Below are 23,246 nucleotides of genomic sequence, written 5' to 3' on the forward strand. Positions count from 1 at the left end.
TCCGCGCAATTGGAGCTCCGCCGCGACCCGCCCGGTGAAACGGACGGCCAACTGTTTGAGCAGGACCTGCCCTGCCGTCGGGGCGAGACCCGGTGGAGGAGGTGATGCGGAACCGGCGGCACAAGACCTTGACCCCCGTCGATGAGGCAGGCCTGCCTACGGCCGACCTCACGACGCTCGGAGCGTTCCTCATGACCGGAAGGGCTCTCCCATGACGTACGACGACGCAAGGTTGGCCATCCCGCCCTTCTACTGCCCCATCGAGGGGGGCCGCCACCCCGAAGCAAAAGCCGTCGAGCAGCTGTGCACCGAGTGGATCGACGCGTTCGGCTTCTGCCGGAACGAAGCGGAACGCACCTGGCTCCTCGCCACCCGCTCTGCCGACTTCTGTGCCCGCTTCGCCCCTGCGAGCACTGCCGAGGGGCTGCTGGTATACGCGCTGTGGGTGTACTGGGCGTTCGCGTTCGACGATGCGTTCTGCGACGAGGGGCCGATGAGCCACGACCCGGGTGCCTTCGGTATCTACGCCGGGGAAGTACAGCGCGTTTGGGAGACCTCACTGTCCGCCGTCGCGGCACCGTCGCTGTCCACCGACCCGTACAAGGCGGCCCTCTGCGACATCGGGCGACGGACCCGGGCCTTGTCCACCACCACCCACCAGCGGAGGCTGATCGACAACCACCGCCGCTGGCTGTTCGGAGTGCAGTGGCAGATCGGGAACCGGGCGGCAGGGCAGACCCCAGACCTGAACGGCTACTTCGGGATGCGGCTTGGCTCGTGCGCCGGAGCACTCACCATCGGGTGGACGGAGATCGCCAACGGCATCGAGGTGCCACCGGAGGAGATGGACTCCGCAGCGGTGCAGGCTCTCACCGAAATGGCCGGAACGATCGCCGCGATGGACAACGACCGGCACTCACTGCCCAAAGATGTACACCGGAACCTGGCCGACCAGAATTTCGCCACCGTCGTGGCGCGCGCTCACAGCCTGCCGCTGGAGCAGGCAGTTGGGGAAGCGGTCGCGATCCGCGACCGGATCATGTTGCGGTTCCTGGAACTGCGCGACCATATCCGGCCCGTAGCCGGCCCGGCACTGCGCCAATACCTGGATGATCTCGGGCACGCCATCAGAGGAAATGCCGACTGGGGTATGCGGGTGACCCGCTACCACAACCACGCCAGCCGGGCCGAAGTCCCCGAACTCCTCTACAACGAGGACCCCATCGACTGGGCCGACGAACCGGCCACCAGGCGCGCAGACCCGTTGCCATACCCCACGCTCTCCTGGTGGTGGGACAACCTGCAGGTGTGACCGACGGCTTCGCTTCAAGGGAGGAAGGCCATGTTCTGGTCCACAATCCGCACGCACCACATCCGCTCCCACCCAGCATCGCCCGCATATACGGACGGCGACAGCCCGCTCCCTGACCCTGACAGCTGGTTCTGCATGGGCCCCTCCTCCGCCGTCAGGACGGGCGGGGTCATCACCCGGAAGCTGACAGGGCAGGACGTGGTTCTGTACCGCACCCGCAGCGGCCTCCTACACGCAATCCGCCCCTACTGCCCGCATTTGGGCGCCCACCTGGGGCGGGGAGGCACGGTGGAGGGCGAGGACCTCGTCTGTCCCTTCCACAAGTTCGCCTACGGTCCCGATGGCGCCTGCACACGAACCACCTACGACGGCAAGACACCGAAAATCTCCCTGACGGTGCTGCCTGTGCGGGAGGCGACGGGCCTGATCTGGGTCTGGTACCACCGCGACGGCGCTCCTCCCACTTGGGAGATCCCCGACCTGCCGTACGACGGGTACACAGCCCCGGTCTGCTCGGTCACCGAGCTCGCCGGACATCCTCAGGAGATCGGCGAGAACGTCTTCGACACCGGACACGTCGCCACCCTTCACGGCGGCATCGCCGCCGCGGCCAGCGCCCCCTTCCCGCCGACCGAGGACGGCCCGTCCTGCCGGACCGTTCTGCGCCTGACGATCCGTGTCCCCGGCCTGGGGACTGTGCGGACAGAGGATTACAAGATCGTCCTGCACGGGCTGGGGGACATCATGGCTGAGGCCCGGATGCCGTTGGGTATCACCTTCCGGTTCTGGGGCAACCCCACTCCCGTTGCCCCATGGCGGATCCACTTGTGGCTTGCGGTCAGCGTCCGCGTCCCCTGGCCCTGGTTTGTGCCCCGGCCGCTGCGGGGTCCTGCTGCTCGGCTGATCGCACGGCTCGCCCTATCGTTCCACGCGTCGCAGTTCACCTATCCCGAGCAGGGAGGCGACGTCCCGATCTGGAGTACGAAGCGGTACTTGCCCCGCCCCCGGCTCGCCGAAGGTGACGGGCCGGTGATGCACTACCGCAGGTGGGCCACGCAGTTTTATCCCCAAGCCCCCGGGCAAGAGGTGCGAGAGAGCGCTGCGGAACAGGGACCACTGGACTCAGGCGAAGCAGCCTCATGACCGGGCCGGTTTTCCCGTTCACCGCAGCAGCCCTGGCGGGACGTCCCGGCACTTCTCTGCAGGGCAGGCGCAGTCCGGGTGCGGCTGGGCAGCGCCCCGAAGCGGCACGGGAACTGCGCGACCAGCCAGACAGCGCCCGCAGGCGGAGTGCCGGCCTTCCCGCTGATCGCTCAGCACGTCCGTCAGCAGCTCACGGACATGATGCAGTTCCCCGCCGAGGCGGTCCTGGGCCCGCAGCAGCAGCCCGCCCTCAGGGGTGCGTTTCGGCAGATAGGCGCCTATTGATGGATTCTCTTAGGCGAACGACACCGAGGCTGCTCGACTGTGGTGGTCTGCTCCGCAGCTCGGGCCCTTGGATCTCGTCGCTCATCCTTGCGTGCCGTGCCGTGCCGTGCAGTACGGAAGGAATGCAAACGCTCGTTCGCCAAAAATGTTTCTGGGCGTCCTCGATGCATGCCGCCAGGGCGTGGAACTGCTTTTCCAGAATCTGACACCCATAGAGGGAAATGCCGGGCCGGAGAGGACCGTAATCTGGCGCGCTGTCCGTAATGTGCGTCCTCCGAAAATCCATCAGAGGTCAGACGGCTCTACGTCAACGGCACTATTGAAGGGGTAGTGATAGCATGACGGAAAACAACATCGCCACCGGATATCCCAACACCTGGTACGGCGTCGAACTCGGCAAGAAACTCCGCCGGGGCCAGGTGCTGAATACTGTTGTCGCTGGGCGAAAAATCCTTCTGTACCGCACGGCCGACGGCCAGGCCCGGGCTGTCGACCCAGTCTGTCCTCACCTCGGCGCAAACATCGGCGTCGGCGGTTTTGTCGACGGCGCCGATATCGTCTGCCCCTTCCACCACTTCGCTTACGCTCCCGACGGTAGTTGCGTGCGGACCGGAGTCGGCACCCGTCCCCCCAAGGCCAGGCTCACCACCCATCCGACCAGTGAAAGCGGCGGCCTCATCTATGTATGGATCCACTCCAACGACGAGGATCCCGGGTGGACCGTCCCCGCATGTGACGTAAGCGGCTACCCCGCCGGCCACGCCTGGACAAAGAACCTCCAAGGGCACAGCCTCGACGCCATCGAGAACGCCCACGACTACACCCATTTTCAGTTCGTCCACCACACGCCTCCACCCGAGACCTTCGGCCCCCCCAAGATCGAAGGTCACATGGTTACGACGCACTTCCAAGTGGCCGGTTTCTGGTTCAAGACAGAGAAAGCAAAGGTCGACCTCACCATAACTTTCCACGGCCCGAACGTATTCGTCGCCCATCTGGAGGTCCCCGGAATCAACTTCCATGCCATCGAGGTCGCCGCCTACACCCCCCGCCAAGAGCGCGACGCAACATTCATGAAAATGGCATACGCCAACATCGGACTGCCGGAAGGAGTCCCCACAGCAATTTCCCGTAGCCTGAACAAGGCGCTCACCATCCTCACTGGCCGCAGCTCGGGTCGGCAAGTCATAAACGACGCGCCCATCTGGGGGAACCGGACCTTCCTTCTTCATCAGCACACTACCGATGGGGAACAGCACATTCCACTCATCCGTCGATGGGCTAATCAATTCTATACGAATCTCTCGTAAGTGTTTTGTCGTCCCTGGTATCGGGTCTGCCAGGAGTCCGGTAATCGGCTGTGAAATAGAGTGACGGCCATGTTGGCATTACATGCGAGATGTAGACGAGCTTGTGGGCCTGGTGTTTTCCGGACTGTCAGCGCTGGTCGTCGAAGGTGCCGCGGACGCGGATGCGGTGATCCGCGTGGTTCCGCGCACCCGGGACGGGCCAGTGAGCCGTTTCCAACGTGGCCGATCGGCAGGCGAGTCGGCGTGAGAACGGTGTTGGGGAGGAGATGAAGCTCCTGATAGATGGGTTGTCGACCAGGATCAACCTGTTCGCCTGAAGCTTCACGTGCTTGTCTGTCCATCGGGAATCGATGTGTCCAGCGCGACCCTGCGCTACCTGACCGGCCTGCTCGCCGCTCGGCGTCAGGAGCGCGGAACACGCTGGCACCGGCCGACCCGCAGCCGACGGGTCATGCTTGTCCTGGGCACCTGCGGTGCGGCCACACCTACAGCCAACGGGCCGTGTACGTCTCCCATGCCAAGATCCGCGCCCTCGGCGAGCAGGTCATCGCAACCTTGAAGACGTGGCGGCTGCTGCGCACGCTCCGCTGCAGCACCACGCGCATCGACGACCTGGTCAAAGCCACTCTCGCCCTCCACCGGGGACATCACGCTGAGGTCGGAAAGTGGCTCACGGCCATACTGGGCATCATCACGCGGCCCCCGCACGGCGGCGCACCCTGATGCCGGACGAGACAGTGGTAACGGGGCGCGCCACGTACTTGCCCGGCGTCGACGATGGCGACCGTCAGCGCCGCGCATCAGCCACGACCTGAGCGGGTCCCGTTTCGTCACCCGGGGCCGTGAACGCCGTCCCTGCCCGACTCAGGGCGCCAGCACGACCCTGCCGAACACCTTCCCCGCGTCCATCTCGCGGTGGGCCAGCACCGCCTGGTCCAGCGGCAACACTTCGTGCACGACCGTGCGCAGGTCCCCGTGCGCAGCATCGGCGAACTGGGACGACCGCACGGCCTGCCGGTCGGGGCCGGGCACGGTGTCAGAGCTGAACGTGGCGAATGACAACGACCTGCGGAAGGCGTCCATCAGCCGCATGCCGAAGTCCGCCGGCGGCTGCCCACCGATTACACCGACAGCCACATACCGCCCGTTGGAGTTCAACTTGTCCAGGAAAAGGGGAAGCTGGGGACCCCCCACGACATCGATCACCACGTCGAAGCCCGCCGGTGCGTCCGGGCCGTCCTCGCCGGAGCGGTCAAGGACATGGGTCGCGCCCAGGTCCCGCAGGCGGGCGCCGCGCTCCGCCGACGAGGTGGTGACCGCCACCGCGTTCGCGCCGTCCCTGGCTGCGAGTTGGACCGCCGTGATCCCGATGCTGCCCGCCGCACCGCGCACGAGCACCGTCTCGCCAGGCGTGAAACTGGCCCGGGCCAGGGCGAAGTGGGCGACCACGCCGGAGCCGCCGAGGGTCACCGCGTCGGCGCCGGTCAGGCCGTCGGGCAGCGCAAGGACGTCCTCGACCGAGGCGACGGCGTGCTCGGCGTACCCCCCGGACAGGCCGGTGAACGCCCACACCCGCCGCCCGATCCATGAGGCGTCCACGCCCTCTCCCACCGCGGTGACCCTTCCCGCGACCTCGCTGCCGAGGAGATGGCCCTCCCGGAAGCCGTAGGCGGCAAGCGTTCCCCGGCGGATCACGGCGTCCACGCCGCCTACCCCGATCGCCTCCGTGGCGATCTGCACCTGCCCCGGGGCAGGAACGGGCACGGGGACATCGACGACCTCCAGGCCATCGGGGTCTCCGAACGTCCTGATCACGACGGCTTTCATCTCTGCTCCTCGGGTTGGTGGAGGGACGGATCGCAGCTGCTGCGCGCCATGGGCGTCAAGCCGGCTCCCAGAGCCGGGGCATCACCGGCGAAGTGCCGGGACGGGGCGGCAGCACCGCCATCGGACCGTAACGGACGCCCCCGTCCGTTTGGCTAAAGTGAGAAGCGATGACCAACCATTTGCCTCAGACCGTGCGCTCCGACGCCCGCGACAACCGGGCCCGCATCCTGGACGCCGCCCGCGCGGTGTTCGGCGAAGAGGGCCTGAGTGCGCCCATGCGCGAGGTCGCCCGGCATGCAGGCGTCGGTCCCGCCACGCTGTACCGGCATTTCCCGACCAAGCAGGCACTGTTCGCGGAGACCTTCGCCGAGCAGCGGCGAGCCTGCCATGCCGCCGTCCGCGACGCCCTTACGGACTCGGACCCGTGGCACGGATTCCGGAGCCTGATCGAGCGGATCTGCGAACTCCACGCCCACAGCAGGGGATTCGCCGACGCCTTCATGACGGCCTTCCCCGAGGCCATGGACTTCGCCGCAGACCGGGAGCGGACTCTGCACGCGGTCGGCGAACTGGCCCGCCGTGCCCAGAAGACCGGCCAGCTGCGCCCCGGCTTCGTCGTCGACGACCTGGTCCTCATGCTCATGGCCCACCGGGGCCTCCAAGACACGCCGCGTGCCGCCCGGGTCACGGCCTCCCGCCGCTTCGCCGCCTACATGATCGAAGCGTTCCGCGCCGCACCAGAGACGGGAGCGCCTACGCCGCTGCCGCCAGTACCGCGCCTGCAGCTCACGTAGCGATCGACGACAGCGGCCGTCGCCTGCTGTCACGACGCGTCGCCAACGACGAACCCGAACGCCTCCAACTCCTCACCGACGTACTGAAGTTGGGCGACAAGGTGGCCTGGGGCATCGATCTGGCCGACGGCGGAGCCGCCCTGGCCATCACGATCCTCCTCAACCACGACCAGCCACTGCACTACATCTCCGGCAGGGCCATCCACCGCGCCTCCGAGAGCTACCGCGGCGAGGGCAAAACCGATGCCAAGGACGCCGCCGTCATCGCCGACCAGGTCCGCGTCCGTCGCGACCTGCACCCCTTACGCACCGCCGACGACACCGTGACCGGCCTGAAGATCCTCACCAGCCGGCGCATGGACCTGGTCGCCGACCGCACCCGCACGGTCAACCGGCTCCGCGCCCAACTCACCGGCCTCTTCCCCGGCCTGGAACGGGCGTTGGATCTCACCAAACACCGGCCCGCTCACCTTGCCCACCGGCTACCAGACTCCAGCGGCCATCCGCCGCATCGGCGCCAAACGGCTGGAGACCTGGCTGCGCAACCGCCACGTCGTCCGCTCTGACCGGCTCGCCGAAACCGCCGTCCAGGCCGCCGAACGGCAGCACACCAGCCTGCCCGGCGAGAAGCTGGCCGCCCAGCTGGTGTACACGCTGGCGAGGGAGGTGATGACCCTCAACCAACAGGTCGCCGTTCTCGACAAGGACATCGAAGCCCGATTTCGCGACCACCACGCCTTCGACGTAATCACCAGCATGCCCGGCCTCGGCGTCATCCTCGGCGCCGAATTCCTGGCCGCCACCGGCGGCGACATGACGGTCTTCGGCACCGCCGACCGCCTCGCCGGCTTCGGCGGCGTCGCCCCGGTGCCCCGCGATTCCGGGCAGATCAGCGGCAACCTGCGGCACCCGCGCCGATACAACCGCCACCTCCAACGCGTCTTCTACGCCTCGGCGTTGTTCAGCATCCGCCACTGCGAAGAATCGCGCCACTTCTACGACCGCAAACGCGCCGAGAGCAAGTGCCACACCCAGGCCGTCCTCGCCCTGGCAGACCGCCGCCGCGTCAACGTCCTCTGGGCGCTCCTCCGCGACGGGCGATGCTACGAGCTCGCCCCTCCCAGGGCCCTCGCGGCTTGACAGACCGCATTAGGAATCAGTGCGTCGACAGGGCGGGTGCACGGCCTCCACAGGCGCACGGCGAGCGGCCACCGCCGTGTCCCTCGGCTGCCGCCCACACCCGACTCGCATGCGTCGTACTCCTTCTGAGTGCGAACCTGCCGTGCGGTCTCCAAGAGTCAGGAACAGGGCCCTTCTGGTTCATGGCCGAGGTGCGCCGGGATTCTGGGAACCCGTCGGTTTCGGGTCATGGGCGGTTGGATCGTAGAGGAGCTGGCGGGCGAGGGTCGCGTACTTCACTGCGGTGGTCTCACAGAGGTGGTCCGCATCCCGCCCCGGGGCGGGCAGGTATCCAGCGGCGGACCCCCTGACCTGCGACTCCGCGCTACCCAAAGGGGCTGGCGTTGGGGGTTACTGCTGTGAGGGGTACTGACAGGGTCTCTCAGTCAATGTGCGACGAACCTACCCTGGCCTCATGGACAACCGCGCCGAAATCAGTGCGTTTCTGAAGTCTCGCCGTGACAAGATCACGCCCGAGCAGGCCGGTCTGCCCGTGTACGGCCAACGCCGGGTGGCCGGGCTCCGCAGGAACGAGGTCGCGACGCTCGCGGGCGTCAGCGTCGAGTACTACACGCGTCTGGAGCGCGGCAATCTCAGCGGTGTCTCCGACAGCGTCCTGGAGGCGCTGGCCCAGGCTCTGCGGCTCGACGACACGGAGCGCACGCACTTGTACGACCTGGCCCGAGCGGCGAACACGACGCCCGCCCGTGTGCGGCGCCGGACTGCCCGGCCGGCTGTGCGGCCCAGCGTGCAGCGCATCGTTGACGGGATGCCCGGCATGCCGGCGTTCGTGAAGAACCACCGGTTCGACATGCTGGTCGCCAACCCGCTCGGTCGCGCACTGTTCTCGGAGATGTACGCCGATCCGGTCTGCGGGGCGAACACCTTGCGGTTCGCGTTCCTCAGCCCGGCGGCCCGGCGGTTCTACGTCGACTGGGAACGCATCGCCAAGGGCGCTGTGGGTGCGCTGCGGATCGAGGCGGGCAAGAACCCGTACGACCGCGAGTTGTCGAACCTGATCGGTGAGCTGTCGACCCGCAGCGACGCCTTCCGCGTGATGTGGGGCGCCCACGACGTACACGTCTTCCACGACGGGACGAAACGGTTCCGGCATCCGGTCGTCGGCGAGCTGGAGCTCGACTTCGAATCGATGAACCTGCCGGACGGCTCGGGGTTGGTCGTGGCGCTGTACAACGCGGCCCCCGGTTCCGCGGCCGAGGACGCCCTGAAACTGCTGGCGAGCTGGTCCGCCACGGCCGAGGCCGCGGATGTACAGGCCGCCGAGGCGGACTCCGAGAACTGAACCGACCTGTACAGCCCCGCCTTCTCCGGCTGCCGCCAGCAGCAAGGGCGGGGCCTTGGCCTGCGTGTATACCGCTGAGGGCCCTGCTGTTACCCCTCACAGCGAAGACTCCCTCATCGTGTCCGATCCCGGTTGCATGGTCACTGCCCCGCTTTGGGGCCGACCGGTATCGAACCTCGTATCGGTCCGTCCCCGCTCATGCAAGGAACCACCATGACTGGCAAGAGCACGATGATCACGCTGAACAACGGCGTGCAGATGCCCGCGCTCGGCCTCGGCGTCTTCCAGAGCCCACCGGAGGAGTCCGCCACCGCGGTCACGACCGCGCTCCAGCACGGCTACCGACTGATCGACACCGCCGCCGTCTACGGCAACGAGAAGGAGGTCGGCGAGGGCATCGTCGCCTCCGGCGTCGACCGCGGCGAGGTCTTCGTGACCACCAAGCTGTGGCTCTCGGACTTCGGCCACGACGCGACCCTGCGCGCCTTCGACACCGGCCTGCGCGGCGGTCCCGACCCGGACAGCATCAAGGCCGACTCCTTCGGCTGAACCGGCGCCGGCACCTGGCCGCTCCCGCGACGCGGCCCCCTGATTCACCCCCACATTCAGCAAAGGCTCTACCTCCGCATGTCTTCTCACCGAGAAAAGCCCCCCAGGCTGCCGTTCGTCGTCCCGCTGCTGGCCCTCGGCACCTTCGTGATGGTCACCAGCGAGTTCATCATCGCGGCCCTCCTGCCCGAGGTGTCCGCCGACCTCGGCGTCAGCGTCTCCACGGCCGGTCTGCTGATCACGGCGTTCGCGGTCGGCATGATCGTGGGCGCGCCCACGATCTCGATCGCCACGCTGCGCCTGCCCAGGCGTTCCACCCTGGTCCTGGCGCTTGCCGTGTTCGCTGTCGGCCACGTGATCGCCGCACTCAGCTCCTCCTTCCCCATCGTGCTCGTGGCCCGTGTGATCATTGCGCTGGCGACGGGTACCTTCCTCTCCGTCGGCTCGGTCGTGGCCACCTCCGCCGCGGGAGAGGCCGCCGCCTCCCGCGCCATGGGCGTGATGATGAGCGGCATGAGCCTGGCCATCGTGGCCGGTGTGCCGCTGGGCTCCTGGGTCGGTCAGGCGATCGGCTGGCGTGGCACGTTCTGGGCGCTGGCCGCCCTCGCGGGCGTGGCTGCCCTGTTCATCGGCCGGTTCATCCCCGCTGCGGAACGCGCCGAGGTGGCCCCCTCCGTCCGCTCCCAGCTCGCCGTGCTGCGCCATGGCTGTATGTGGCTGGTCCTTGCCGCCACCGCCCTCGTCACGGGTGGCTTCATGGCCGCGTACAGCTACATCTCTCCGCTGCTCACCGAGCGGACCGGGATCCCCGAAGGAGCCGTACCGCTCGTCCTGGTCGGCTTCGGCGTCGGTGCTCTGCTGGGCACGAACATCACCGGGCGCCTCGGCGACCGCAAGCCGCTGGCCACGTTCCTCACCACCTCCGTCGCCTCGGTGCTGGTGCTGCTCCTGCTGATCCCGCTGTCCACCAGCCCCGTGGCGACCGTCGTCCTGGTGGTGCTCCTGGGTGTGACGGGCCTGGGCATCACATCGATCGCCACCCCGCTGGCCGTGCGCTTCGGACACTCCTCGCCCGCCCTCGCCGCTGCCTTGACGGTGTCGGCCTTCAACGCGGGGATCGCCCTCGTCTCCTGGCTGGCGGGCACGACCTTGGACACCTCCCTGGGCGTGACCGGACCGGAGGTGGTGGGTGCGGTCATGGCCGGACTGGGCCTGATTCCCCTGCTCGTCCTCGCCGGGATGCGCGCCACCCGGACCGCCGCGCCTCAGGTGTCCCCGCCTGCGGCGGACGAGGAGATCTCGCGCAAGGCTCAGGCCCGCAGCGTGGCGGCCTGATTACGTTTTGTAACGGATCGAACACATGGAAAGGATGAAACGCCATGGCTGAAGAACAGACCGCCGCACAGAAGCTGCTCGGCGACTTCGCGCCCGAACTGGTGCGGCTCACCGACGACGTCCTCTTCGGCGAGGTGTGGGCGAGCGAGGGCCTGTCCCAGCGGGACCGCAGCCTGATCACCGTCGCCACCCTGGTCGCCCTCTACCGCGCCGACCAGCTCGCCTTCCACCTGCCGAAGGCCCTGGAGAACGGGGTGACGAAGGACGAGCTGGTCGAGGCCATCACCCACATCGCGTTCTACGCCGGCTGGCCCAACGCGATGTCCGCGATCACCCAGCTGAAGAACATCGTCGAGGGCGCCGACGCGAGCTGACCCCGCGCCGACCCGTCTACCTCACGACCATCAGGACCCACACCGGCCAGTGCGTTGTCGTCGCTCGCGGCCACTCGAATGGAGAACGAAATGAAGAAGCGTGAACTGGGAAACAGCGGGCTCGAAGTGTCGTCGATCGGGCTCGGCTGCATGGGAATGACCTTCGGCTACGGACAGGCCGCGGACACGGGTGAGGCCATCAAGCTGATCCGGGCGGCCGCCGAGCGCGGTGTGACGCTCTTCGACACCGCGGAGGCGTACGGGGAAACGAACGAAAGGCTGGTGGGCGAGGCCCTGGCGCCAGTGCGCGACCAGGTCGTCATCGCCACGAAGTTCGGGTGCAAGGACGGCAACCCCGCAGCGGGGCTGGACAGTCGGCCGGAGCGGATCCGGCTGGTCGCCGAGCAGTCCCTGCAGCGTCTGCAGACCGACCGCATCGATCTGTTCTATCAGCACCGGGTGGACCCCGACGTGCCGATCGAAGAGGTCGCGGGCACGGTCCGGGATCTCATCCAGGAAGGCAAGGTCAAGCACTTCGGCCTGTCCGAAGCGGGTCAGGACGTCATCCGCCGGGCCCACGCGGTCCAGCCGGTCACGGCCCTGCAGAGCGAGTACTCGCTGTGGTGGCGTGAGCCCGAGGAGATCATCCTGCCGACCCTGGAAGAGCTGGGCATCGGTTTCGTGCCGTTCAGCCCGCTCGGCAAGGGCTTCCTGACCGGCGCGATCAGTCAGGACACGAAGTTCGAGGCCAACGACATCCGTAACGTGCTGCCGCGCTTCGAGGAAGAGGCGCGTGAGGCCAACCTCGCACTGATCGCGCTGCTGGGTGAGATCGCGGACGCCAAGCAGGCGACCCGGGCGCAGACCGCCATCGCGTGGCTGCTGGCGCAGAAGCCGTGGATCGCACCGATCCCGGGCACGACGAAGCTGCACCGCCTCGAAGAGAACATCGGCGCCGACACCGTGGAACTGACCTCCGAGGACCTCAAGGGTATCGAAGAGGCCGTTGCCCAGGTGCAGATCAAGGGCGAGCGGTACACCGCAGCGCAGCAGAAGACCATCAACCGTTAAGTCACCAGCCTCCATCGGCCCGTTCCTGACGAAGCGTCGTTCGAGGCGCTTCGTCAGGAAGGCCCTGCCCAGCAGGAGAGGTTCACATGGAATCGCAGGCACTCAAGGGGCGGATCGCCCTGGTCACCGGCGGCACGACCGGACTCGGCTTCGGCGCCGCCAAGCGTCTGATCGAAGAGGGAGCCACTGTCTACATCACAGGCCGGCGCAAGGACGTGCTCGACGCCGCCGCTGAGAAGCTCGGCCCGTCCGCCACCGGGATCCGAGCCGACGTCACGAGCAAGAGCGACATGCTGCGCGTCGCCGAAACGATCAAGGCGGCGCACGGCCACCTCGACATACTCTTCGCCAACGCGGGTGGCGGACACGCCACGCCCCTCGCCGAGCTGACCGAGGAGCAGATCGACAGCGAGCGTGCCGGACGTCCTGCGCGACGGCGCGGCCATCGTCCTCAACGCGTCGATCACCGCCGGCATGGGGCTGCCCGGGTTCGGCGTCTACGCGTCGTCGAAGGCGGCCGTACGCTCCCTCGCCCGCAGCTGGACGACGGACCTCAAGGACCGTGGCATCCGGGTCAACTCGATCAGCCCCGGAGTGGTGCCCACCGAGGGCTACAGCCACGAACAGAAGCTGAGCGACGACGGCATCGCCGCCTACGTCGAGCGCGTCGCGAAGGAGATTCCGGCGGGACGCGTGGGGACGGCCGAGGACATCGGCGATGCCCTCGTCTTCCTGGCCTCGGACACCAGCCGCTACATCACGGGCGTCGACCTCGTCGTGGACGGCGGCATGACCCGCGTCTACGCCGGCCAGAACTGACGGAGGAATCCACATGACCACGGTCAAGTCGGCGGAGCGCCACATCAGCTGCGAGGTGCGTGGCAAGGCGGCCCACCGCGCCAGGGTCAAGGAGCTCCTGCTGGAGCTCGTGGGCCCCGCGCGGGCCGAGGCGGGATGCCTCAACTACGACCTCTACCAGCAGTCGGACGAGCCCGACACCTTCTACATCGTCGACAGCTGGGCCTCGCCCGAAGCCGTCGCGGAACACGCCGAGCACCCGAACGTGACGAAGGTCGTCGAGCAACTCCTCCCGCTGCTCGCCGTACCCCTCAAGGTCACCACCAGCAATCGGGTCAGCGACCCGGACCAGCGACTGGTCGGGGTCCGAACCCTTCAGGACATCCTCATGGCTCGCATCTTCATCACCGGTTCCACCGACGGCCTCGGCCTGATGGCCGCCCAACTGCTCTTGCGGCAGGGCAACGCGAGGCGCTGCCCGCCTGCAGGTGATTGCGTTGACCGACTACGCCACCGAACTCGACGAACTCATCCAGAGCGTCACCACGGACGACACCAGAGAAGATGCGAGGTCGGCGTGAACGACGAGACACGACTGCGTATCCGGCGCACCTTCGCCCGTCTCTCGGCCAGCGTCGGTGTGCTTACCGCCATCGACCGCGCGCTGATGGAGGCGTTCGAGCGGCTGATGCACAGGCTGCCCGAACTCACCGACGGCAAGAGCACGATCGTGAACCTGTGCACCAAGGCCGGTCTCTCCCGGGCCTCCTGCTACCGCTCGCCGGTGGCACAGGCGGTGAAGGAGATCCTGCAAGCGCCGCGGACCCGTCGTCCGGAACCGGAGGAGCTGCGGGCGGAGTCGCCCGGGTGAAGAGGGCGGAGCGCGAGCTTCGCAGCGAACACGCCGCCGAAACCCGCCAACTCAAGAGCACAGTGGGCACCTACGCCAACCAGATCCAGGTCCTGACCCTACGCAACGCCGAACTGGAGATACAGAACACCCGTCCCTTCGAACGGCTGCAGCGGTCCGGGGACAACGTCGCGGTCCTTCCTGCCCCGAGCCCTTCCTCATGCTGACCGGGCGTGTCACCTGCCGGTTCGGGTGGCCGCGAGGAGCAGTGGGAGCGCGCTAGTTGCCCTCATTCGGCGGAGCCGAGTGGCTCGCCGCGGGTTCCTCAGGCACGCCGGGGCCCGCGCCCCGGGCTCAGGGGTTCGGGGTGGGGCCGAGGTCGCTGTCAAGGCTCCCGACTCGCCTGCCCAGCAGGTTGGCGGCGTGCTCGACGAGGCGCCTGCGGTGGCAGCCGTCGACTGCTTGATCAGGTTCGCACCGGAGGCAGGCAGAGGGTGTCGGTCACGATGCTCTGGACCAGTTGCGGTCGAAGGACTGACGGTGTGGGCCCGCCGAGGGTCAGGTCGGCGGGCCCGATGATCAGTCGGTGGACGGTTACGGAGTCCTTCGTAGCGGAACGATGTCCGGGATGGCTGCGGGACCGAAGGTGGCGGGCGGCCGTCGGGCCGCCCACCCACGACGGGCCACGGGACTACGGGCGGACCAGGCCGTAGAAGACCGAGCTGGACAGTGTGTAGGTCTTGTCGTAGACACCGATCCGGCCGGAGCCGCCGGGGTCGGCGGTGTTGCCGGAGATCACTCGGACGGAGTGGCCGCTGACATGGTCGACAACGCCGATGTGGTAGCGGTAGCCGGCGTGGCCGAAGATGATCAGGTCACCCGGCCGTGCGGTGGACAGCCTGCTGGTGCCCACCCACTTGCCGTGGGCGACCGCCCAGTCGTAGACGCTGGGCACGGACTTCATGAACGGAATGCGTACGCCGGCGTCGCGCCACACCCAGGTGGCGAAGGCCGCGCACCAGTCGGCGCAGATGCTGTACGGCTTGCCCGGGACACACTTGCCCCCGCTCTCCGTCACCCCGATCTGGCTCTTGGCGATCCGCACGATCTTGGTGCGGATCGCGCTGGTTGTGTGGCATCCGGGCACCACGCGGGTGATGCCCATCGACTTCATGGTGGCCGGTCCGGCGATGCCGTCCGCGCTGAGGTGGTGGGCACGCTGGTACCGCTGCACCGCGCCCGCGGTGCCGGAGCCGTACGCTCCGTCCGCCGCGACCTTGGCCTTGGCCTGGACTTGCTTCACCACGCTCTTCAGGCCGCCGAGGGTCTGCGGGCCGATCATCCCGTCCACGGACAGGCAGCGGTCGCTCTGGAAGGACTCGGTGGCCGCCTTGGTCCGGGCGCCGGAGATGCCGTCGACCGCCCCGGCGCTGTAGGCCAGGCCGTTGAGGTCGTTCTGCGCCAGCCTCACGTCGGAGGCGGTTGTTGCCACGGCCGGGCTCGGCGTGGAGATCAGCATGCCGGTCGCCGCGACCGCGGCGGTCAGGACGCCCAGAGCTGCGGTGCCTTTGCGATGCCGAGGCCGTACAGCAAATGTCATGGGAGACTCCAAATCAAGGTCGTCGTTTCGGTGATGACTCGCTGGCGTGGCGGCAGTGCGGTGCCGCAGAGGCAGCCTGGTGGGTTGGGCTGCGGCGCTGGGGAACTGTCGGCCGGTCAGCCCTGGCGGCACCGGTTCCGCACCTGATGGCCCGCCGGCGCAGTTCGTGTTGCCGCCAGGGCATGGCGATCGTTGCCGTTACCAGCGCGTCGTGAAGACCGCTGTGCCCATTGCGTCCCCCACTACGGCGGGGTACTGGACGAGCGTGAGCCCATAAGGGTCAGAACCGGGAGGGGACGTACTTGTAGCAGTAGTTGCGGTCGCCGTAGTACGAGTCGCCGTCAAGCAGGAGCCAGCCGCCGGTCTCCTTGCCGACGATGCCGTCCCGGTGCAAGCCGTCAAAACCCTGGTACCACTTGACCCACTTCTTGGTCTTCGGCCCCCACAGGCCGTCTTCGGCCACAGGGCGGCCGTGTCCGTAGCGCTTCGCGACGTCGTTGACCAAGTGCTGCACGCACCACACTGCGTGCTTGTTGTTGCGGTATCCGTCGCCGATGTTCCGCGCGGTCTGGGACGCCGCAGCCTGGCTGATGGTGCCGATCGTCAGAAGCGCGGTCGCGGCGGTGATTCCCGCCGCCTTCCCGATGCGGTACACACGCATGCGAGCAGTCTCTTTTCTGATGAGTTGCTGGTGCTTGCCGGCCGGTGCAGGTGACTTGTCCGGCCTCATGTGGGTGCTGATGGAGCATCCGCGTGACGCGGGAGGACCGTGATCTCCGCTGTGAGGCGCGCGCATTCCGTGCGCGAAGCCCGCGGCGCCGGACTCGGCATGGCCGAGGTACCTGGGGCGGAGGTGCGGGCGCGAGGATCCCCGCGCCCGCTGCGCCGCCTCGCCTGCTTGCGTGCTAGCTGGCGTACCACTTGGAGCAGGCGCTCTTCGCCACGTACGGAACGCCGTTGGAGTGAAAGCGCCAGTAGGCGCCGCAGACCCTCACCCAGCGGCCCCGGACCCAGTTGACCGCCTGGGTGTGTGCCTGGAAGTTGGGGCCGTCCTCGCGCTGGACCACGCCGGCGTCCAGCATCACCTTGTGATAGGGGCTGCCGCACGCGTGGTAGCTGCGGCCGTGGTCGTCGGACCAGTCGAACCAGACCTGGGTGCCGGGTTCGGTTGCGGCGTCGATACCGGCGTTCACACGTGCCCAGGCGAACCAGGTGCCGTGCGACTTGGCGTTCCGCAGCTCGACCAGCGTCGGTCCCACGGTGAGCTTGTGGTCCGTGGTGGCATGCGAGAGAGGACGGGGCTCCAGGCCCTTGCCGTTGTTGTAGCCGCACGACCAGTTCTGGAATCCGGACGCCGCCTGAACCGCTGGGCTGTGGACCTGAGCCGCCTGCGCCGACGCGGTTCCCATCAGTCCGGCCCCCAGCGCTGCAGTTGCTGCCGCGAGCGCGAGCCGCTTGTGCACGTTCATACTCCGCTTCCTTTCTCCCCGGCCGGGCAGGCCGCAGGTGGCCGGCCCGTTGCCGTGTGACTGCGACTTTTCCCGTCGGGAGATTGAATGGGCAGCCGACGACGCCACCCTGATCAATGGCCGAAGTGCAGGTCGCGGGCATGGCGCGTGCCGCTGACCAAAGAAGGTGCCTGTGGTTTGCCTTCCGTCACGTGCGTTGCGTGCCTGGCGTGGTGGGTCATCGCGCCGTGTCCACAGGGGATCGATGGTGATCGCCCGGTTGCGGCCTGGAGTGCTCGGTAGCGTCGTGTGCTGCTGAGTTTCGTGGCTCGGCGGGGGCGGCCGGTGGCCGGGCCGGTGAGCCGATCGCGGCGGCGAGTCCGGCGGTTCCGATGTGTCGGAAGACCCTGCGGAGGTTGCGGCAGGCACCCAGCAGCCTCCACTCTCCGCGGGCCCCGTCCTCGCCGCGCAGGAGGAGTTGGCGGTCGTGTGGCAGGTGGCGATCTGGCCGAACGCGGGTTCGACGATGGCTTTCCGGCGGCTGTAGGCGGCTCGGCCGGGCTTGGTCCGCGGCTCGCGGGCCAAGCGCTCCTTCAGCGTGGCCCCCGTCGGGATGCGTCCGCGTGATGCGGGCGGGACCTGTTCGTCGTGGGCCGGGCGGCCGGTGGCCATGAACGTGTCGGTGCCTGCAGGCCACGGTCACGGCGAGGAGTGGCGGCGCTGGCCAAAGACAGCGCTGCTTGTTTGTTCTCTTGTCACGGGCACGCGTACCTTGACCGAGCCACGACGCCGCGTCCACGGGGGAAGCGGGGGCGGCGAGGGGAGTCGTCGATGGCAGGGCGGCCGGAAAGCCCGCTGGATCCGAGTGCGGGGCCGGTGGCACGGTTTGCTGTCGAGTTGCGCAAGCTGCGGGCGGAGGCCGGGAGTCCGACGTACCGCGTGATGGCTGAGCGCACGAATCAGGGGGCGAGCACACTGTCCCAGGCGGCCGCGGGGGAGCGGCTGCCGACGCTGCCGGTGGTGCTGGCCTACGTCCAGGCCTGCGGGGGCGACCTGGAGGAGTGGGAGGCGCGGTGGCGCCAGACGGTTGCGGAAGTGGCGGCCGAGCCACGCACCGCCGACGAGAACAATGAGCCCCCCTACCGGGGCCTGGCCCGCTTCGAACCCGGCGACGCCGACCGGTTCTTCGGCCGTGACAGGCTCACCGACCGCCTCTTCGAACTGACCCGCACCCGCCGCTTCACCGCCGTCTTCGGCCCCTCCGGCAGCGGCAAATCATCCCTGCTGCGCGCCGGCCTGATCCCCCGTCTGCGCACCCCGGACCCGACCGGTCCGCAGGCGGCCGCGCTGCGCCTCATCACCCCGGGCGAACATCCCCTGCGCACCCACGAGCAGCGCCTGATACCGAAGGACGCCGACGGCGACACCTGGCTGATCGTCGACCAGTTCGAAGAGCTCTACACCCTCTGCACCGACCAGAGCGAACGCAACGAGTTCATCGACCGCCTCCTTACAGCCGGCGATCCCACCAGCAGGCTGCGCGTCGTCATCGCCGTACGCGCTGACTTCCTCGGCCGCTGCGCAGAACATCCTGGACTGACGGCCGCGTTGCAGGACGGCACCGTGCTGGCTGGACCGATGAGCCGCGACGAGTTGCGTGAGGCCATCGTCAAACCCGCTCAGAACGGGGGGACGATCGTGGAGCGCGCCCTGACAACACGGATTCTCGACGAGGTCGACGGCGAACCTGGCGCGCTGCCGATGATGTCCCACGCCCTGCGGGAGACCTGGCGCCGCCGCAAGGGCCGCGCCCTCACCGTCGAGACCTACGAGGCGGCCGGCGGCCTGCACGGCGCCATCGCCCGCACCGCAGAAGACCTCTACACCGCTCTCACCGTCGCTCAGGCCGACCTCGCCCGGCGCATCATGCTCCGCCTGATCACGCCCGGCGACGGCACCGCCGACACCCGACGCCCCACCCCGCGCGCCGAACTCGAACTGGGCGACCCGAACGATGCCACCACCGTCCTGGAACGTCTCACCCGCGCAAGGCTGCTCACCCTCGACGACGACGCCGTGGATCTCGCCCACGAAGCCCTCATCACCGCCTGGCCCCGTCTGCGTGGCTGGATCGACGCCGAACGCGACCGCCTGCGCCTGCACCGCCAGCTCACGGCCGCCGCCACCGGCTGGGACGATGTGGGCCGCGACCCCGGTGCCCTGTACCGCGGCACCCGCCTTGCGGCCGCCGAGGAAGCTTTCCCCGCCGCCGACCGCAGCCGCTACTTCACCGAGCTGGAGCAGGGGTTCCTGGCCGCCAGCGTCGACGCACGCCTGCGGGACCAGCGTGCAGCCGCCCGTACCACGCGGCGGCTGCAGTCGCTTATCGCGGCCCTGTCCGTCCTGGCCCTGATCGCCGTAGGCGCTGCAGCCACCGCGTTCCAGCAACGCACCACGGCCCACAATCAGCGCGACACCGCCGTATCCCGGCAAATCACCACCGAAGCCGACCAGCTGCGCGGTACGGACGTGCCCCCGGAAAGCCAGGACGTGTCGCTGGCCGCACAGCTCGACATCACCGCCTACCGCCTTCGCCGATCACCGCAGACCTACACGCGATTGATCAGCGCCGCCACCACCCCGTTGTCCAGTACCGTTCATGGTGCCGGCGCCGCCGTCTACCAGGTGGGCTACAGCCCTGACGGCCAGGTCCTGGGCTCGGTGGGATCCGATGACAGGATCCGGCTGTGGGATGCCCACGACGCCGCCCACCCACGGCGCGTGGGCCCCGCCCTGCCGGGTACGACCATGGCGTTCAGCCCCCGCGGGCACCTCCTGGCCACCGCCGCGCAGGGTGATACGAACGCCGCCTGGCTGTGGGACGTCACTGATCCCGCCCGACCCCGGCAGCTGGGCTCCCCGTTCAACACCGCCCACGGTGTCGGGACCGTGGCTCTGACGTTCAGCCCCGACGGGCAGACCCTGGCCACCGCAACCGAGGACAACAAGGTCCGGTTGTGGGACATCCGTGCCCCCGCACACCCGAGGACGATGGGCAGTCCCCTGCCGGGGACCGTCGTGGCGTTCAGCCCCCGCGGGCACCTCCTGGCCGCCGCGGACGACGACTACACCCTGCGGCTGTGGGACACCCGACATCCAGACCACCCCCGGCGCATCGGCCATCGGTTCAGCAGCGACGCCATGTCGATCGCCTTCAGTCCTGACGCAAGCACGCTGGCCACCGTGAGCGACACCGGCACAGTCGCCCTCTGGAACCTGCGCAACCCGTCGAACACCCACCGGATCGACACCCCCCTGTCAGACGATGCCACCAGCACGGACGCGATGTTCAGCCGCGACAGCAACATCCTCGCTCTCGCCCAGGAGGACGCCGTCCGCCTGTGGAACATCACCGACCCCGCGGACCCTGTCCTGCTGGGCCGGCCCCTCGGCCACTCGAAGCAAACGGCGTTCTCGATGGCATTCACCCCCGACAGGCGGCATCTGGCCATAGGCAACGGCGACAAGCTTCAGATCTGGACTCTGCCGTTCACCGAGCTGGCCTACTCCGGCAGTTCCGAAATGGTCTTCAGCCCCGACGGCCACCTGCTGGTCACGCGAGGTGATGACATGGTCCTCCGGCTGTGGGACATGCGCGAACCCGCCGATCCCCGACGGGTCGTCAACGCCGCCATGGACCCGGAGGACCACACCGAGGCGCTGGCCTTCAGCCCGGCCGGCCCGGTACTCGCAACGGCAACCGACGACGGCACGCTACGTCTCTGGGACATCACCGACCCCCTGAACCCCACCCCCCTGACCGCACCGCTGCCCGCCCCCACCGGCATCGGCGAGCTCACCATCAGCGCTGACGGTCACACCCTGGCTGCTGTCATCACCGGCCACCTCACGGACGAAAGCGCGGACCGGGTGCAACTGTGGGATCTGCATGACCTGGCGCACCCGCGGCGCCTCCCCGGTTTACCCTCCGACCCTTCGGACGGCGACATCGACCAAGTTGCGTTCAGCCCCTACGGGCATCTGGCGGTCGCCAGTGACGCCTCCGGGGCGAGCCTGTGGGACGTGGGCGACCCCGCGCACCCGCGGCGGATCAGCCACTCCTTCGAGGGGAGCACACCGGTTTTCAGCCCTGACGGCCGCCTCCTCGCCATGGCCAATGGCCAGGACGGCAGTCACGTCAGACTGTGGGACGTACGCGACCCCGCGCACCCCCGGGACGTCGGTGCCGCCCTCGGGACCACCGCCGTGACCGCGGCGTTCAGCCCTGACGGCCACGTACTGGCCACAGCCGCCGATGACGACACCTGGCGGCTGTGGGACATCACTGGCGACCACCTCAGGCCTCTGACCGACCCCGTCCGCGTCGCTGTCACCGGCCTTCAGGCGCTGGCGTTCGGTCCCGACGGCCACACCCTGCTCACCGGCGGTCAGGGCGCGACCCTCTTCTGGGAGACCGATGCCGACCGAGCCATCCAGCGGATCTGCACCGCCGCCACGCCCCCTGTGACACGCAAGCAGTGGCGGCAGTACGTGGGCACACTGCGCTATCTACCGCCATGCCCGTGACGACGCATGCCGCGCCCGGGACCGCGAGCGGGAAGGCGCACCTGATCTCAGTCGGTGCGCGGATCATCCGGCTGCAGGAACTCCGGGTTGTCGTCCGGCGCGACCACTGCTCCCGCGGCTGCCGTGCCCGGCCCGCGACCAGCCAGGCCACCGTACCGACCAGGACCTCGCCGAAGAGCACGATACGGATACTCACACAAACCAGGTGGCGGGCCAGCCCGTCGTCCTGTGCTGACTCACGATGCCAGGACGTAGATCCGCTGTGAGACACCTCGGCGTTGAGACAGGTTGACAGATCGCATAACGGCTTCGGACATCCAGACGCACCAGGAGGGCCGGTCGGTGCCGGTATCGGCCAGGTGCTGTTCGGCCGCCCCGAGTGCGCGCAGTACTGCGCGGCCCTCGCTGCGGTCGTGGCGCGCGGCGAGGGTGCAGGCGAGGCGCAGCTGGAGGAGGCAGCGGGCGGCGGGGTCTTGGGCACGGGTGAGGGCGTGTTCCAGAATGCGGGCCGTGGTCGTGTGGTCGCTGCGCCAGGCGGCCTGGTAGGCGAGTGGCTCAGGAGGCCGGCGCCCCTGTCGCGGTCGCCGGCGGCGGGGGTGTGGTGCAGCCCGGCGAACCAGTGCCGACTGGCGTGGGTGTGGCGGCCGAGGTCGAAGCGGTGCCAGGCAACCGTCTGGGACAAGGAGGCCGCAAGGGTGTGCAGGCGCAGCTTGAGCACGGGTGTGTAGCGGCCGTGTTTGGCACGGAGTGCATGCGCGCCCACCTCCCTGCCGGTGTCGCCTGCCTGCACCTGCCGACCCGGTCCAGCCGTTCTCCCGTCCGGTACTCTATGGCCCCACTCACCGCCACGACATCGATCACCCTGGGCGGGGCCGTCACTCCCGAAGTCCGGCTGGACACCCTGTACCGGGACCAGCAGCGGATGGCCGGCGAGGAACGGGCAGCTGACCTTCCCACGGGCCAGGGCCACATCCGGATCTGCTCTGAAAGAGACCGCCTCACCCCTGCCGACGCGAGGCCCAACCCAGGTGGCAGGATCAGCGGGTGTCCCTCATGAGCAAGCTGCAGATCAAGCCCGGGCAGAGCGTCGTCGTGCTCGGCAAGCCTGACGACGTCCCTGTGGAGATCGAGGCCACGGGCGAGCCGGCTTCGGCTGATGCGGTGCTCGCCTTTGTGACCACCTCCGGTGACCTCCTCGGGGCGGACACGCAGGCAGCGCTCGCCGCCGCACGGCGCGATGCCCTCGCCTGGGTGGCCTACCCCAAGGGCGGGAAGCTCGGCACGGATCTCAACCGCGACACTCTGGCCGCCGTGCTCAGCGAGCACGGCGTGCGGCCTGTGCGACAGATCGCCATCGACGACACCTGGTCGGCGCTCCGGTTCCGGCCCAGCGACTGATCTCCGGCAGCACTTCACAGGACGATGACTGCGATGCCGCCGTAAGGAACTGCCCTGTTGCCGAGCGAGTGCTGATCCCGCTC

The 23,246-nt window shown here is 68.5% G+C and carries 18 protein-coding genes and 5 pseudogenes; 18 read left to right on the forward strand and 5 right to left on the reverse strand.

What is annotated here, in order from left to right:
* The first annotated feature begins 211 nt into the window (after window positions 1-211).
* From OHB00_RS49405 to OHB00_RS49425, 5 genes and pseudogenes are all read left to right on the forward strand, one after another.
* Entirely contained in the window at window positions 212-1,312 is a 1,101-nt protein-coding gene (locus tag OHB00_RS49405; protein ID WP_406445387.1) for a hypothetical protein, read from the forward strand.
* Between the two features lie 135 nt (window positions 1,313-1,447).
* Complete coding sequence (locus OHB00_RS49410) at window positions 1,448-2,455, forward strand: aromatic ring-hydroxylating dioxygenase subunit alpha (RefSeq protein WP_406446340.1); 1,008 nt, start codon at window positions 1,448-1,450, stop codon at window positions 2,453-2,455.
* 78 nt (window positions 2,456-2,533) lie between these two features.
* Window positions 2,534-2,740 carry a hypothetical protein gene (locus OHB00_RS49415; protein WP_406445389.1) on the forward strand — a complete coding sequence of 69 codons (207 nt, stop codon included), beginning with the start codon at window positions 2,534-2,536 and terminating at the stop codon, window positions 2,738-2,740.
* 338 nt (window positions 2,741-3,078) lie between these two features.
* Complete coding sequence (locus tag OHB00_RS49420) at window positions 3,079-4,050, forward strand: Rieske 2Fe-2S domain-containing protein (protein ID WP_406445390.1); 972 nt, start codon at window positions 3,079-3,081, stop codon at window positions 4,048-4,050.
* 325 nt (window positions 4,051-4,375) lie between these two features.
* A pseudogene (locus OHB00_RS49425) lies at window positions 4,376-4,689 on the forward strand (hypothetical protein); the annotation flags it as partial.
* Between the two features lie 225 nt (window positions 4,690-4,914).
* Here OHB00_RS49425 and OHB00_RS49430 read toward each other — a convergent pair.
* Window positions 4,915-5,877, reverse strand: a complete 963-nt coding sequence (locus OHB00_RS49430) for a zinc-binding dehydrogenase (protein WP_406445392.1) — start codon at window positions 5,875-5,877, stop codon at window positions 4,915-4,917.
* Between the two features lie 167 nt (window positions 5,878-6,044).
* Between OHB00_RS49430 and OHB00_RS49435 the strand changes: the two genes are divergently transcribed.
* The 11 genes and pseudogenes from OHB00_RS49435 (at window position 6,045) to OHB00_RS49485 (ending at window position 14,357) form a co-directional block, all read left to right on the forward strand.
* Window positions 6,045-6,671 carry a TetR/AcrR family transcriptional regulator gene (locus OHB00_RS49435; protein ID WP_406445394.1) on the forward strand — a complete coding sequence of 209 codons (627 nt, stop codon included), beginning with the start codon at window positions 6,045-6,047 and terminating at the stop codon, window positions 6,669-6,671.
* Between the two features lie 2 nt (window positions 6,672-6,673).
* A pseudogene (locus OHB00_RS49440) lies at window positions 6,674-7,811 on the forward strand (IS110 family transposase).
* A gap of 454 nt (window positions 7,812-8,265) precedes the next feature.
* Window positions 8,266-9,153, forward strand: a complete 888-nt coding sequence (locus OHB00_RS49445; RefSeq protein WP_406445396.1) for a helix-turn-helix transcriptional regulator — start codon at window positions 8,266-8,268, stop codon at window positions 9,151-9,153.
* Window positions 9,154-9,366: 213 nt separating this feature from the next.
* Window positions 9,367-9,654 (forward strand): annotated as a pseudogene (locus OHB00_RS49450) (aldo/keto reductase); the annotation flags it as partial.
* Between the two features lie 126 nt (window positions 9,655-9,780).
* A complete protein-coding gene (locus OHB00_RS49455; protein WP_406445398.1) occupies window positions 9,781-11,037 on the forward strand; it encodes an MFS transporter in 1,257 nt (418 codons plus the stop codon).
* Between the two features lie 44 nt (window positions 11,038-11,081).
* Entirely contained in the window at window positions 11,082-11,411 is a 330-nt protein-coding gene (locus tag OHB00_RS49460) for a carboxymuconolactone decarboxylase family protein (protein WP_101403394.1), read from the forward strand.
* A gap of 90 nt (window positions 11,412-11,501) precedes the next feature.
* Window positions 11,502-12,482 carry an aldo/keto reductase gene (locus OHB00_RS49465; protein ID WP_406445400.1) on the forward strand — a complete coding sequence of 327 codons (981 nt, stop codon included), beginning with the start codon at window positions 11,502-11,504 and terminating at the stop codon, window positions 12,480-12,482.
* A gap of 86 nt (window positions 12,483-12,568) precedes the next feature.
* Window positions 12,569-12,832 (forward strand): annotated as a pseudogene (locus OHB00_RS49470) (SDR family NAD(P)-dependent oxidoreductase); the annotation flags it as partial.
* 64 nt (window positions 12,833-12,896) lie between these two features.
* On the forward strand, window positions 12,897-13,301 hold the full coding sequence (locus OHB00_RS49475) for an SDR family oxidoreductase (protein ID WP_406445402.1): 405 nt from the start codon (window positions 12,897-12,899) through the stop codon (window positions 13,299-13,301).
* A gap of 13 nt (window positions 13,302-13,314) precedes the next feature.
* On the forward strand, window positions 13,315-14,151 hold the full coding sequence (locus OHB00_RS49480; protein WP_406445404.1) for an antibiotic biosynthesis monooxygenase: 837 nt from the start codon (window positions 13,315-13,317) through the stop codon (window positions 14,149-14,151).
* Window positions 14,148-14,357 (forward strand): hypothetical protein, encoded by a 210-nt coding sequence (locus tag OHB00_RS49485; protein WP_406445406.1) that lies wholly within the window; start codon window positions 14,148-14,150, stop codon window positions 14,355-14,357. The genes OHB00_RS49480 and OHB00_RS49485 overlap by 4 nt, the downstream gene beginning before the upstream one ends.
* 464 nt (window positions 14,358-14,821) lie before the next feature.
* Here OHB00_RS49485 and OHB00_RS49490 read toward each other — a convergent pair whose 3' ends face one another.
* The 4 genes and pseudogenes from OHB00_RS49490 to OHB00_RS49505 form a co-directional block, all read right to left on the reverse strand.
* A complete protein-coding gene (locus OHB00_RS49490; protein WP_406445408.1) occupies window positions 14,822-15,730 on the reverse strand; it encodes a peptidoglycan-binding protein in 909 nt (302 codons plus the stop codon).
* 280 nt (window positions 15,731-16,010) lie between these two features.
* A complete protein-coding gene (locus OHB00_RS49495; RefSeq protein WP_406445410.1) occupies window positions 16,011-16,391 on the reverse strand; it encodes a peptidoglycan-binding protein in 381 nt (126 codons plus the stop codon).
* 244 nt (window positions 16,392-16,635) lie between these two features.
* On the reverse strand, window positions 16,636-17,199 hold the full coding sequence (locus OHB00_RS49500) for a hypothetical protein (RefSeq protein ID WP_406445412.1): 564 nt from the start codon (window positions 17,197-17,199) through the stop codon (window positions 16,636-16,638).
* Window positions 17,200-17,542: 343 nt separating this feature from the next.
* Window positions 17,543-17,865, reverse strand: a pseudogene (locus OHB00_RS49505) (transposase); the annotation flags it as partial.
* A gap of 144 nt (window positions 17,866-18,009) precedes the next feature.
* Here OHB00_RS49505 and OHB00_RS49510 point away from each other — a divergent pair.
* Together OHB00_RS49510 and OHB00_RS49515 are read left to right on the forward strand one after the other, a co-directional pair.
* On the forward strand, window positions 18,010-21,765 hold the full coding sequence (locus tag OHB00_RS49510) for a hypothetical protein (RefSeq protein ID WP_406445414.1): 3,756 nt from the start codon (window positions 18,010-18,012) through the stop codon (window positions 21,763-21,765).
* A 1,053-nt stretch (window positions 21,766-22,818) separates the two neighbouring features.
* Window positions 22,819-23,163, forward strand: coding sequence for a hypothetical protein (locus OHB00_RS49515; RefSeq protein WP_406445415.1), 345 nt, complete (start codon window positions 22,819-22,821; stop codon window positions 23,161-23,163).
* Window positions 23,164-23,246: the final 83 nt, after the last annotated feature.

It is taken from the genome of Streptomyces sp. NBC_00631 (assembly GCF_045206895.1).
Lineage (GTDB): Bacteria > Actinomycetota > Actinomycetes > Streptomycetales > Streptomycetaceae > Streptomyces.